This is a genomic window from Streptococcus mitis, from assembly GCF_946190375.1.
Lineage (GTDB): Bacteria > Bacillota > Bacilli > Lactobacillales > Streptococcaceae > Streptococcus > Streptococcus mitis_CJ.
The window spans coordinates 22,401-34,838 of sequence record NZ_CAMIAF010000014.1 but is presented as its reverse complement, the minus strand read 5'-3'; the positions used below and the strand labels follow the sequence as shown (position 1 = coordinate 34,838).

The window sequence follows — 12,438 nt, the reverse complement described above, 5'->3', positions numbered from 1 at the left end:
AAATGACAAAAAATGCGTACGCCCAATCGGGTGTGGATGTTGAAGCGGGTTATGAAGTTGTTGAACGGATCAAAAAGCACGTGGCTCGTACGGAGCGTGCAGGTGTCATGGGAGCTCTGGGTGGCTTTGGTGGTATGTTTGACCTTTCAAAGACTGGGGTTAAAGAGCCTGTCTTGATTTCAGGAACTGATGGTGTCGGAACCAAGCTCATGTTGGCTATCAAGTACGACAAGCATGATACGATTGGTCAGGACTGTGTGGCCATGTGTGTCAATGACATCATTGCTGCAGGTGCGGAGCCCCTCTATTTCCTTGACTACGTAGCGACAGGGAAGAATGAACCAGCTAAGCTAGAACAAGTTGTCGCTGGTGTGGCAGAAGGTTGTGTGCAGGCAGGCGCTGCCCTCATTGGTGGGGAAACGGCTGAAATGCCTGGCATGTATGGCGAAAATGACTATGACTTGGCTGGTTTTGCGGTCGGTGTGGCTGAAAAATCTCAAATCATTGACGGTTCAAAAGTGGCAGAGGGAGATGTCCTCCTCGGACTTGCTTCAAATGGGATTCACTCAAATGGTTACTCACTCGTCCGTCGTGTCTTTGCGGATTACACAGGTGAGGAAGTCCTGCCAGAATTGGAAAGCAAGAAACTCAAGGAAGTTCTTCTTGAGCCGACTCGTATCTATGTCAAGGCTGTCTTACCACTCATCAAGGAAGGGTTGGTCAACGGCATTGCCCATATCACAGGTGGTGGTTTTATCGAAAATGTCCCTCGTATGTTTGCAGCTGATTTAGCAGCTGAGATTGAGGAAAGCAAAGTTCCAGTGCTTCCTATTTTCAAAGCTCTTGAAAAATATGGTAAAATCAAACATGAAGAAATGTTTGAAATCTTCAATATGGGTGTGGGACTTATGCTAGCAGTTAGCCCTGAAAATGTAATTCGTGTCAAGGAATTGTTGGATGAACCAGTTTATGAAATTGGTCGTATCGTCAAGAAAGAAAACGAAAGTGTCGTTATCAAATGAAAAAAATAGCGGTTTTTGCCTCTGGTAATGGCTCAAATTTTCAGGTGATTGCCGAACAGTTTCCAGTGGAGTTTGTTTTTTCAGACCATCGTGATTCCTATGTGCTCGAACGTGCAGACAAGCTCGGCGTTCTGTCCTATGCTTTTGAACTCAAGGAGTTTGAGAGCAAGGCAGACTACGAAGCAGCACTTGTTGAGCTATTAGAAGAGCACCAGATTGACTTGGTTTGTCTAGCAGGCTACATGAAAATCGTTGGGTCAACCTTATTGGCGGCTTATGAAGGTCGAATCATCAATATCCATCCAGCTTACTTGCCAGAATTTCCAGGAGCTCATGGGATTGAGGACGCTTGGAATGCTGGCGTTGCTGAGAGCGGCGTGACCATTCATTGGGTGGATTCAGGTGTGGATACAGGAAAGGTTATCAAACAAGTGCGCGTGCCACGACTAGCTGATGATACGATTGAAAGTTTTGAAACTCGGATTCATGAGGCAGAGTACAAGTTGTATCCAGAGGTTCTGGATAGCTTGGGAGTGGGGAGAAGATAAGAAGTAAATCAAGTTTTGATTTTGCAATATTGCTAGGAGAAAAAATGATTGAGATAAAATTAGTAGATGAGAGCAGTTATCAGGCAGTGCTGGATTTGAAAATATCTGAAGCTGATGAACGAGCACGTTTCGTGTCTCCAAATGTACGCTCTTTAGCTGACGCATGGCTCTACCGAGAGAATGGGGATGTGTTTCCAATGGCAATTTATTGGAATGAGCTTGTAGTTGGTTTTCTCCTGTTGGAAATAGATAAGGATGAAGCGGAATACTTTATCTGGCGGATAATGATTGGCCAGCAGTACCAAGGAAGAGGTTATGGACGAAAAGCTTTGGAAGTTCTGATCAAAAAGGCTCAGATGGATAGTGCTTGCAATCATATTGTCGCAGATTATGTGGTTGGAAATGAAAAAATGAAGCACCTGTTGATTAGTTTGGGTTTTCAGGAAACAGGATTTATAGAAGAAAATAATGAAGTCGCTATGCGCTTGAACCTAAAGAAAGAGGAATAGAATGACGAAAAAAGCTTTAATCAGTATCTCAAACAAAGAGGGTATTGTTGAATTTGCTCAAGAACTTAAAAAAACTCGGTTGGGACATCATCTCAACAGGTGGAACCAAGGTTGCCCTTGATAATGCTGGGGTGAGCACCATTGCCATTGATGATTCATATGATATCTTTGATTCAAAATTGGAGTCAGTGATTGTTGAAGACGGCTTCAAACGGAGGTACTTGTGATGTTAGAATCTAAAAAAACAACTCGATATGTATTTTATGTCTATCTGATGTTATTAACTTGGGGAATCTTATTTAAGTTTGAAACAAATCCTGAATTTATAGCATTTTTCTTAGCTCCAAGGTACATCAATTGGATTCCATTTTCAGAACCACTAATAGTAGATGGAAAAATTGTTTTTGCTGAAATGTTATTTAATCTGATTTCCTTTATTCCATTAGGTGTTTGTTTCCCTCTGATAAAAACTAATTTATCTAGTTTAAGAATAGTCGGGACAGGTTTCTTAATTAGTTTATTGTTTGAGTGCTTACAGTATATTTTAGCAATAGGTATAACAGATATAACGGATTTGGCTTTAAATACGCTAGGTGTTTGTGTAGGCTTACTGATTTATCAAATTTTTATAAGAGTGTTCAAATCACAGACTAGAAAATGGGTCAATATCTTAGGTATGCTTAGCCTTGGTTTTGCTTATCTTGTTTTACTGTTACTGCATTTAATTGGTGTTTAACTAATGATTAAAAAGGAGAATATAATGACTAAACGCGCCTTAATCAGCGTCTCAGATAAAGCGGGCATTGTTGAATTTGCCCAAGAACTCAAAAAACTTGGTTGGGAGATTATCTCGACTGGTGGAACCAAGGTTGCCCTTGATACTGCTAGGGTGGACACCATTGCTATCGATGATGTGACTGGTTTTCCAGAAATGATGGATGGTCGTGTTAAGACCCTTCATCCAAATATCCACGGTGGGCTCCTCGCTCGTCGTGACTTGGATAGTCACCTTCAAGCAGCCAAGGATAATCAAATTGAGCTTATCGACCTTGTTGTGGTCAACCTCTATCCTTTCAAGGAAACGATTCTCAAACCAGATGTGACGTACGCTGATGCGGTTGAGAACATCGATATCGGTGGGCCATCTATGCTTCGCTCAGCAGCGAAGAATCATACCAGCGTAACAGTTGTGGTAGATCCTGCTGACTATGCAGTGGTTTTGGACGAGTTGTCAGCCAACGGCGAAACGACTTACGAAACTCGCCAACGTTTAGCGGCCAAAGTTTTCCGTCACACAGCGGCTTATGATGCCTTGATTGCAGAATACTTCACAGCTCAAGTGGGCGAAAGCAAACCAGAAAAACTGACTTTGACCTATGACCTCAAACAAGCCATGCGCTATGGGGAAAATCCTCAACAGGATGCAGATTTCTACCAAAAAGCTTTGCCGACAGACTACTCGATTGCATCTGCTAAACAGCTTAACGGGAAAGAATTGTCCTTCAACAATATCCGCGATGCGGATGCTGCCATTCGTATTATCCGTGACTTCAAAGACCGTCCAACCGTTGTGGCTCTCAAACACATGAACCCATGTGGAATCGGTCAGGCTGATGACATCGAGACTGCTTGGGACTACGCTTATGAGTCTGACCCAGTGTCTATCTTTGGTGGAATTGTCGTTCTCAACCGTGAGGTAGATGCTGCGACAGCCGAGAAGATGCATGGTGTTTTCCTTGAAATCATCATCGCACCAAGTTATACGGATGAAGCGCTAGCTATTTTGACTAATAAAAAGAAAAACTTGCGTATCCTTGCCTTGCCATTTGACGCTCAAGAAGCGAGTGAAGCGGAAGCTGAATATACTGGTGTGGTAGGTGGACTTCTGGTGCAAAACCAAGATGTGGTCAAGGAAAGCCCAGCCGATTGGCAAGTGGTGACCAAACGCCAGCCAACTGAGACAGAAGCGACTGCTCTTGAGTTCGCTTGGAAGGCTATCAAGTACGTCAAATCAAACGGTATCATCGTGACCAATGACCACATGACACTTGGCGTTGGCTCAGGTCAAACTAATCGTGTGGCCTCTGTTCGTATTGCCATTGACCAAGCCAAAGACCGTCTGGACGGCGCTGTGCTTGCTTCGGATGCCTTCTTCCCATTTGCGGATAACGTGGAAGAAATCGCCAAAGTAGGTATCAAGGCTATCATCCAGCCAGGTGGCTCTGTCCGTGACCAAGAATCCATCGAAGCTGCGGATAAATATGGCTTGACCATGGTCTTTACAGGCGTGAGACATTTTAGACATTGAAAAATGAGGTTTATAGAAGAACCTGGTATTTTTATATAATTAGGTAAATCAATAGAATGGAGAAGTTAAGATGTCGTTAAATATAGGGATGTCATTATCAGGACCAACCATTGGAATTAGTCCAGATTTTAGAGAATTTATAAATGTTATAAATAAAAAGAGATATATCAGAAAAAGCAGGATTGATAATATACATTTTCCTTTTGCGGGTCAAAGTACTATGTCATGGGAACTTAGAGGTGATTACAAGCATGGTTTTTATGCCTTCTCTTCGATAGCATTCGAAGGAGAATTTGGACCAAATCCAGATGTATTTATGCTTTTTTCAAAGAATGATAATCTGATAGAATTTAATAGTAAAGAGCATTCGCTAAATGATGATGATTTAACAGTGGTTAAACTAAAGAAAAATATTTTTAAAAATAACAAGTATGAATATGGAATTGAAAAAGAACTTAATTATTATTCTAATAGTGAATCAGAGTATGATATTCGTCCGTTCATTATTGTTGTATTTGGCGAAGATTCGTTAGGATTTGCTACTATTACATTGATAAACAAAAGTTCAAGTACGGCAAATTCAAATGGATTTATTGGGGGAACAATGCCAGGAACGGGAGTAAGCCCTTTTCAACCTCAGGCAAGAAAATTAGTGTGGCCAACTGGCAAAGATTTATTACGTACATTAAAGGAGCCTCAAACGGGTCGTTCTTTTAGGTTAGATAAAGAACAGGTTGATAATATTTTAAATTTGAAAAGGTATTTTATTAATTTATTGGAACCGAACATTGCTAAAGTGTTGAAAGAGGAATATATAACGGAGTGAGACATTTTAGACATTAAGAACGTAAAGAGTCTGGGATAAAAGTCTAACCTTAAATATAAAAAGCGAACAAAACAAGTTATCTGACACTCAGAATTCTGTCTTGTTCGCTTTTTTGTCTAATCTATCGATTTTTAAAATTTATAATAAAGAATTCCTAAAATCAAAATCTTTTTGTCCCAGACTCTTTTTTGCTTAAAAATGCTTAATAAAACAAGATTAAAACGAACGTTTGTGTTATAATATTAGTAAATAATTCGCAAAGAGGTTGAGGAATGAAGCTGTTAGTTGTCGGTTCGGGTGGTCGTGAACATGCGATTGCTAAGAAGTTGCTTGAGTCAAAAGACGTTGAAAAAGTCTTTGTAGCTCCTGGGAATGATGGTATGACTCTGGATGGTCTGGAATTGGTGGATATCTTTATTTCCGAACATTCTAAATTGATTGAGTTTGCAAAAACCAACGATATTGCTTGGACCTTTATCGGTCCAGATGATGCCCTTGCTGCTGGTATCGTGGATGATTTTAACCAAGCTGGTCTCAAAGCCTTTGGTCCGACAAGATTGGCGGCAGAGCTAGAGTGGTCCAAGGATTTTGCCAAGGAAATCATGGTCAAATACGGCGTTCCGACAGCAGCCTATTGCACATTCTCAGATTTCGAGGAAGCCAAGGCCTATATCGAAAAGCAGGGTGCGCCTATCGTAGTCAAGGCGGATGGCTTGGCGCTTGGGAAGGGTGTCGTCGTTGCTGAGACAGTTGAGCAAGCGGTCGAAGCAGCTCACGAGATGCTTTTGGACAATAAATTTGGTGACTCAGGTGCGCGTGTGGTTATCGAGGAATTCCTCGAAGGAGAGGAATTTTCACTCTTTGCCTTTGTCAATGGGGACAAGTTCTACATCATGCCAACGGCTCAGGACCACAAACGTGCCTATGATGGCGATAAGGGGCCTAACACGGGTGGTATGGGTGCCTACGCGCCAGTTCCACACTTACCACAGAGTGTAGTTGATACAGCGATTAAGACTATTGTCAAGCCAGTCCTAGAGGGGATGATTAAGGAAGGTCGCCCTTATCTGGGGGTCCTTTACGCAGGGCTTATCTTGACAGCGGACGGCCCTAAGGTTATCGAGTTCAACGCTCGTTTTGGAGATCCTGAAACGCAAATCATCTTGCCTCGTCTGACCTCTGATTTTGCACAAAATATCACAGACATCCTTGATGGTAAGGAGCCAAACATCACCTGGACGGACAAGGGGGTGACTCTGGGTGTGGTTGTCGCATCAAACGGTTACCCGCTAGACTATGAAAAAGGTGTTGAATTGCCAGCAAAAACAGAGGGCGACATTATCACCTATTATGCAGGGGCTAAGTTTGCTGAAAATAGCAGAGCACTGCTGTCAAACGGTGGACGGGTCTATATGCTCGTCACCACAGCAGATACCGTCAAAGAAGCCCAAGAAACCATCTACCAAGAACTCGACAAACAAAACACAGAAGGCCTCTTCTACCGAACTGATATCGGAAGCAAGGCAATTAAGTAAAGATATAAGAATAACGCGACGAAGTCGCCAAATACGATAATGGTCGCCGTGGTGAAAAGACCAGAACAGTTTCTGTTCTGGTCGGGGAAGCTTTGAGACCTTAGGCTCAAAGTTTAGGAATGAAACCGAAGGTTTGCTTCCGTTCCCACCACCTAAGACCATTATCAAAAAAAGAAAAAGGATTAAAAATGAAATCAGTTATTTCCATCATCATGGGTTCCAAATCCGACTGGGCAACCATGCAAAAAACCGCCGAAATCCTAGACCGCTTCGGTGTAGCCTACGAAAAGAAAGTTGTTTCTGCCCACCGCACACCAGATCTCATGTTCAAACATGCGGAGGAGGCTCGTAGCCGAGGCATCAAGGTCATTATTGCAGGTGCTGGAGGCGCAGCCCATTTGCCAGGTATGGTAGCTGCCAAAACAACCCTTCCAGTTATTGGTGTACCAGTCAAATCGCGTGCGCTTAGTGGCGTGGATTCACTCTATTCTATCGTTCAGATGCCGGGTGGGGTGCCTGTTGCGACAATGGCTATCGGTGAAGCTGGTGCGACAAATGCGGCTCTCTTCGCCCTCCGTCTTCTTTCAGTAGAGGATCAAGCTATCGCGACGGCTTTGGCAGATTTTGCAGAAGAACAAGGAAAAATCGCAGAGGAGTCGACGAATGAGCTCATCTAAAACAATCGGAATTATCGGTGGCGGCCAGCTGGGCCAAATGATGGCTATTTCTGCTATCTACATGGGCCACAAGGTTATAGTGCTGGATCCTGTGGCTGATTGCCCAGCCTCTCGTGTGGCGGAAATCATCGTGGCTCCTTATAACGATGTGGATGCTCTTCGTCAGCTGGCAGAGCGTTGCGATGTCCTCACCTATGAGTTTGAAAATGTCGATGCTGACGGTTTGGATGCTGTCATTAAGGATGGTCAGCTCCCTCAAGGGACAGACCTACTCCGTATTTCTCAAAATCGCATTTTTGAAAAGGATTTTCTCTCAAACAAGGCTCAAGTCACTGTAGCACCCTACAAGGTTGTGACTTCAAGTCAAGATTTGGCAGATATCGATCTATCGAAAAACTATGTCCTTAAGACTGCGACTGGTGGCTATGACGGACATGGTCAAAAGGTCATTCGCTCAGAAGCAGATTTGGCAGAAGCCTATGCGCTGGCTGATTCTGCAGACTGTGTTTTGGAAGAGTTTGTCAATTTTAACCTTGAAATTTCTGTCATTGTGTCGGGAAATGGTAAGAACATGACGGTTTTCCCAGTTCAGGAAAATATCCACCGCAACAACATTCTTTCAAAAACCATTGTGCCTGCTCGCATTTCAGAAAGTCTAGCTAAAAAAGCCAAAGCCATGGCGGTGCGAATCGCAGAACAGCTCAGGCTGTCTGGAACTCTCTGTGTGGAAATGTTTGCGACGGCTGATGACATCATTGTCAATGAGATTGCTCCACGTCCACATAACTCAGGCCATTACTCTATCGAAGCCTGTGATTTTTCTCAGTTTGACACGCATATTTTGGGTGTTCTAGGAGCACCATTGCCAGCTATCAAATTGCATGCTCCTGCTGTTATGCTCAATGTTCTCGGCCAGCATATCGAGGTCGCTGAAAAATATGTCACAGAAAATCCAAGCGCCCACCTCCACATGTATGGTAAAATAGAAGCGAAGCACAACCGCAAGATGGGGCATGTGACTTTGTTTAGTGATGTGCCAGATGAAGTTGGAGAATTTGGGGAAGGAAATAATGAGTAATAAAGTTGATTTCAATGATTTGAAGAATATTGACTATGGCTTTAATAAACTATCTAAATTAAATCAAAAACCAGTTTTATTTGTTGGTTCAGGTTTATCTCAGAGATATTTGAAATCTCCTACTTGGTGGAGCTTACTAGAAAAAATCTCTGAAGAACTAGAAATAGATAAAAGTTTATTGGAGAGATGGACTAGTGATAATTATGAAGAAATTGCGGAAAGATTAGAAGCGATTTATTTTACAACGTTAAAAAAAGAACCATTATTAGAAAGCGATGATATAAGAAGGCCTTTCAGAGAGTTAATTGCTCAAATCTTAAACAAATATACAGTTGACAATTCTGAATATGAGAAAGAAATTTCAATACTTGGCGGTATTGATTACCAAAAATTAATCACAACAAACTATGATTCTTTACTAGAGAAAAGTGTTTTCAATATTAAAAATGAAGAGATTTATATTCACAATGATGATTTGTTCTCCTCCGAGACGAAAACTAAAAAGCTTTATAAGATTCATGGTTCTATAGACAAACCATCATCTATGATTATTACAAAATCTGATTACGACCAATTTTTTGAAAAAAGTAAGTATATATATTCCAAGTTGTTAACGATGTTTGTAGAATCTCCTATAATATTTTTAGGCTATAGTTTGAGTGATAGAAATATTAAGGACATACTTACGACATTGACTGTAACGTTAAGTCAAAAAGACTTAAAACAATTTCAAGAACGAGTATATATTATTTCTTATTCTTCCGATGATAAGCCAGAGTACTTTTTGGAGAAAGAGGAGTTATCTCTTCTAAATGGATTGCTCATTAATGTGAATATTTTTTATTTAAGAAATAATTATCAACAATTGTATGAAGTATTGAAGGATATTTCATTACGGTCTTCTGATTTAGAATTTGCAGTTTCAAAGAATGATGTTGTCAACCATTTCATCATTCCGCTTTATGAAGGTCAGGATTATCCGAAAGTGGTTATGAGAGAGTTGCTTCAAAATGCTATGGATGCATGTAAAATAGTTAAAAGGGATTACAATATAAAAATCTCTGTAGAGGAAAAAGATGGAAAAATATTTTTATCGATTCTAGACAACGGTATAGGTATGTCTATAGCTGAGATAAAGAATTATTATTTGACCATTGGAAAATCTGGAAAAAGAGAAGTAAGTAATGTAGATGATTTAGTGGGACATTTTGGAATAGGTGCATTGTCAATGTTTCTAATTTCTGATTCAATCTTTGTGCAGACTAAGAAGAGTGGAGACAGTCCGATTTCATTTAGGATGTATACAGATTCTACTAAATCAAGTAAGGAAGTTCAGCTTGAGAATACCACACGATATTATGAAGATGATTCATATACATTTGTTCGGTTGGAATTGAAAAAAGAATATGGAGATGCACTAAAAAAAGAAAAAGATACATCAGAATTTTTGGAATATTTTGGTTTATTCGATGTTATTCGAGGAGGAGATATAAGTTTTGAGGTCACTACGAATGAAACTAACTTTTATCATAGTTTTAAAAAAATAAATTTAGCTGATTTTATTTGTATTTCGGAGAAACCGTACAAAATTTTTATGTATTCTAATAATATAGATGATTTGAAAGATAATGATTTAAGATCTTTAGCGAATCATATTTTATACGGGGATATGCTTGTGAAAGTTATCGACCGTCATTACTATAGTAATAACAGTTATTGGATTCATTCGGGAAAAGCTTTGAAGTCATTAGTAAATATTAGAAATTTACCTTTAATTATATTAGAGAAAACTCAAGGTATTGATATTCCGCTTGACAGAAGTTTTATTAAATTACCAGAAAGTATTGTAACACAAATAGAAAAGGAGTATGATAGATTAAATTTACCCAAATATCTACAGGAATTAAACTTAATTTGTGAAAATTCGATACCTATGCCTGATTATGTTTATGAAATGCCTTACAGTGTGCAAGAAATGAAGTTTAATGAAATGTTGGTAAATTGGTATGTGAAATCAGGTAAAGTTCACTTACCTATAGCCTATACTGATATTTTCTACATATCATCAAATAAAGTTGATGAAGTGGTAAGTACAGTTTTTAATGATAAAAAGGTAATTCCTATGAAAAACTCACATGAAAATATTTCTGATATTTCTAGTTCTATCGAAAGAAATTATATTGTTGCTCTATCTAGAAGCTATATTGAAGATAATGTAATTAATATCAAGAATCATAATGTCGGCTTTAGAGGAGAAGCAATTAGAAAGATATTAAACAGATTTCATTTTCCACATGAACACTTTAAAAAGTTGAAAACTCCATCAGAGATAAAAGATTTTGTTAAGAACCATAGCACAGAACTCATTGAATTTTTTACAAGTTTATACGAGAATAATATTTTATGGTTCGATGATAGTTATAAAGGAAGTAGTTTGATTTTGGAATGTAATGATTATTTGTATATATCTGAAAGAAAAATTAAAGGCAATGAGAATGTTGAGGTCTTAAAGGACATTTTTCAAAAGAATCCTTATAAAAATATTATTTTAGATGAGGGAGAAACAACATGATCAACCGTTACTCTCGCCCTGAGATGGCGAACATTTGGAGTGAAGAAAATAAATACCGTGCTTGGCTTGAGGTGGAAATCTTGGCTGACGAGGCATGGGCTGAGTTGGGGGAAATCCCTAAGGAAGATGTGGCTTTGATTCGTGAGAAAGCGGACTTTGACATCGACCGTATTTTGGAGATTGAGCAGGAGACTCGTCACGATGTGGTTGCCTTCACACGTGCGGTTTCTGAGACTCTTGGTGAAGAGCGCAAGTGGGTCCATTACGGCTTGACATCAACTGACGTGGTGGATACGGCCTACGGTTACCTTTATAAGCAGGCCAACGACATCATTCGTCGTGACCTTGAAAATTTCACCAACATCATCGCTGATAAGGCTAAGGAGCACAAGTTTACCATCATGATGGGTCGTACCCACGGTGTGCACGCTGAACCTACAACCTTTGGTCTGAAATTGGCGACTTGGTATAGCGAAATGAAGCGCAACATCGAGCGTTTCGAGCATGCGGCTGCTGGAGTGGAAGCTGGTAAGATTTCTGGTGCGGTTGGGAACTTTGCCAACATCCCACCATTTGTAGAAGAATACGTCTGCAATAAGCTTGGTATTCGTGCCCAAGAAATCTCTACACAGGTGCTTCCTCGTGACCTTCACGCTGAGTACTTTGCAGTTCTTGCTAGCATTGCGACTTCTATCGAACGTATGGCGACTGAGATTCGTGGTTTGCAAAAATCAGAACAACGCGAAGTAGAAGAGTTCTTTGCCAAGGGACAAAAAGGATCTTCAGCAATGCCTCACAAACGCAATCCTATCGGTTCTGAGAACATGACAGGTCTGGCGCGTGTTATTCGTGGACACATGATTACAGCTTATGAAAACGTAGCTCTTTGGCATGAGCGTGATATCTCTCACTCATCAGCTGAGCGCATCATCACACCAGATACGACCATCTTGATTGACTACATGCTTAACCGCTTTGGAAATATTGTCAAGAATTTGACAGTCTTCCCAGAAAACATGATCCGCAACATGAACTCTACGTTTGGTCTTATCTTTAGTCAACGTGCTATGTTGACCTTGATTGAAAAAGGGATGACCCGTGAGCAAGCCTATGACTTGGTACAACCAAAAACAGCCTACTCTTGGGACAACCAAGTAGACTTCAAACCACTGCTAGAAGCAGATCCAGAGGTGACATCACGCCTCACTCAAGAAGAAATCGATGAAATCTTTAACCCAGTTTATTACACTAAACGAGTGGATGATATCTTTGAACGTCTTGGTTTAGTATAATTAAAATAAAATCGAAGTTCTATTACTCTATTTACTGGAGTAGAAGAAATTCGATTTTTATTTTGTCTTAA

Annotated in this window: 11 protein-coding genes and 1 pseudogene; all 12 read left to right on the top strand. The window is 40.3% G+C overall.

Translation table 11 applies throughout. The annotated features are described in order from the left end of the window. Positions 1-2: 2 nt before the first annotated feature. The 12 genes and pseudogenes from purM (at position 3) to purB (ending at position 12,367) form a co-directional block, all read left to right on the top strand. Positions 3-1,022: a phosphoribosylformylglycinamidine cyclo-ligase gene (gene purM, locus N8M09_RS07595; protein ID WP_261064764.1), complete on the top strand. Its 1,020-nt coding sequence runs from the start codon at positions 3-5 to the stop codon at positions 1,020-1,022. After that, complete coding sequence (gene purN / locus N8M09_RS07590) at positions 1,019-1,570, top strand: phosphoribosylglycinamide formyltransferase (protein ID WP_261064763.1); 552 nt, start codon at positions 1,019-1,021, stop codon at positions 1,568-1,570. Before purM ends, purN begins: the two co-directional genes overlap by 4 nt. 44 nt (positions 1,571-1,614) lie before the next feature. Then, positions 1,615-2,079 carry a GNAT family N-acetyltransferase gene (locus N8M09_RS07585; protein ID WP_261064762.1) on the top strand — a complete coding sequence of 155 codons (465 nt, stop codon included), beginning with the start codon at positions 1,615-1,617 and terminating at the stop codon, positions 2,077-2,079. Between the two features lies 1 nt (position 2,080). Further along, positions 2,081-2,234: pseudogene (locus N8M09_RS07580) on the top strand (bifunctional phosphoribosylaminoimidazolecarboxamide formyltransferase/IMP cyclohydrolase); the annotation flags it as partial. 71 nt (positions 2,235-2,305) lie between these two features. Beyond that, on the top strand, positions 2,306-2,815 hold the full coding sequence (locus tag N8M09_RS07575) for a VanZ family protein (RefSeq protein ID WP_101782707.1): 510 nt from the start codon (positions 2,306-2,308) through the stop codon (positions 2,813-2,815). 24 nt (positions 2,816-2,839) lie between these two features. Further along, a complete protein-coding gene (gene purH / locus N8M09_RS07570) occupies positions 2,840-4,387 on the top strand; it encodes a bifunctional phosphoribosylaminoimidazolecarboxamide formyltransferase/IMP cyclohydrolase (RefSeq protein ID WP_261064761.1) in 1,548 nt (515 codons plus the stop codon). A 70-nt stretch (positions 4,388-4,457) separates the two neighbouring features. Beyond that, entirely contained in the window at positions 4,458-5,213 is a 756-nt protein-coding gene (locus N8M09_RS07565; RefSeq protein WP_033675672.1) for a hypothetical protein, read from the top strand. A gap of 272 nt (positions 5,214-5,485) precedes the next feature. Next, a complete protein-coding gene (purD, locus tag N8M09_RS07560; RefSeq protein ID WP_261064760.1) occupies positions 5,486-6,748 on the top strand; it encodes a phosphoribosylamine--glycine ligase in 1,263 nt (420 codons plus the stop codon). Positions 6,749-6,936: 188 nt separating this feature from the next. Further along, positions 6,937-7,425: a 5-(carboxyamino)imidazole ribonucleotide mutase gene (gene purE, locus N8M09_RS07555; RefSeq protein WP_261064759.1), complete on the top strand. Its 489-nt coding sequence runs from the start codon at positions 6,937-6,939 to the stop codon at positions 7,423-7,425. Then, positions 7,412-8,503 carry a 5-(carboxyamino)imidazole ribonucleotide synthase gene (purK, locus tag N8M09_RS07550; RefSeq protein WP_261064758.1) on the top strand — a complete coding sequence of 364 codons (1,092 nt, stop codon included), beginning with the start codon at positions 7,412-7,414 and terminating at the stop codon, positions 8,501-8,503. Before purE ends, purK begins: the two co-directional genes overlap by 14 nt. Continuing rightward, on the top strand, positions 8,496-11,075 hold the full coding sequence (locus tag N8M09_RS07545) for an SIR2 family protein (RefSeq protein ID WP_261064757.1): 2,580 nt from the start codon (positions 8,496-8,498) through the stop codon (positions 11,073-11,075). The genes purK and N8M09_RS07545 overlap by 8 nt, the downstream gene beginning before the upstream one ends. After that, positions 11,072-12,367, top strand: a complete 1,296-nt coding sequence (purB, locus tag N8M09_RS07540) for an adenylosuccinate lyase (protein ID WP_261064756.1) — start codon at positions 11,072-11,074, stop codon at positions 12,365-12,367. Before N8M09_RS07545 ends, purB begins: the two co-directional genes overlap by 4 nt. Positions 12,368-12,438: the final 71 nt, after the last annotated feature.

What these genes read in the sequence shown, in the direction of transcription:
- N8M09_RS07575 (WP_101782707.1), top strand. Translation starts at nt 2,306, where the DNA reads ATGTTAGAATCTAAAAAAACAACTCGATATGTATTTTATGTCTATCTG.
- N8M09_RS07565 (WP_033675672.1), top strand. Translation starts at nt 4,458, where the DNA reads ATGTCGTTAAATATAGGGATGTCATTATCAGGACCAACCATTGGAATT.
- purD (WP_261064760.1), top strand. Translation starts at nt 5,486, where the DNA reads ATGAAGCTGTTAGTTGTCGGTTCGGGTGGTCGTGAACATGCGATTGCT.
- N8M09_RS07545 (WP_261064757.1), top strand. Translation starts at nt 8,496, where the DNA reads ATGAGTAATAAAGTTGATTTCAATGATTTGAAGAATATTGACTATGGC.
- purK (WP_261064758.1), top strand. Translation starts at nt 7,412, where the DNA reads ATGAGCTCATCTAAAACAATCGGAATTATCGGTGGCGGCCAGCTGGGC.
- N8M09_RS07585 (WP_261064762.1), top strand. Translation starts at nt 1,615, where the DNA reads ATGATTGAGATAAAATTAGTAGATGAGAGCAGTTATCAGGCAGTGCTG.
- purB (WP_261064756.1), top strand. Translation starts at nt 11,072, where the DNA reads ATGATCAACCGTTACTCTCGCCCTGAGATGGCGAACATTTGGAGTGAA.
- purH (WP_261064761.1), top strand. Translation starts at nt 2,840, where the DNA reads ATGACTAAACGCGCCTTAATCAGCGTCTCAGATAAAGCGGGCATTGTT.
- purM (WP_261064764.1), top strand. Translation starts at nt 3, where the DNA reads ATGACAAAAAATGCGTACGCCCAATCGGGTGTGGATGTTGAAGCGGGT.
- purE (WP_261064759.1), top strand. Translation starts at nt 6,937, where the DNA reads ATGAAATCAGTTATTTCCATCATCATGGGTTCCAAATCCGACTGGGCA.
- purN (WP_261064763.1), top strand. Translation starts at nt 1,019, where the DNA reads ATGAAAAAAATAGCGGTTTTTGCCTCTGGTAATGGCTCAAATTTTCAG.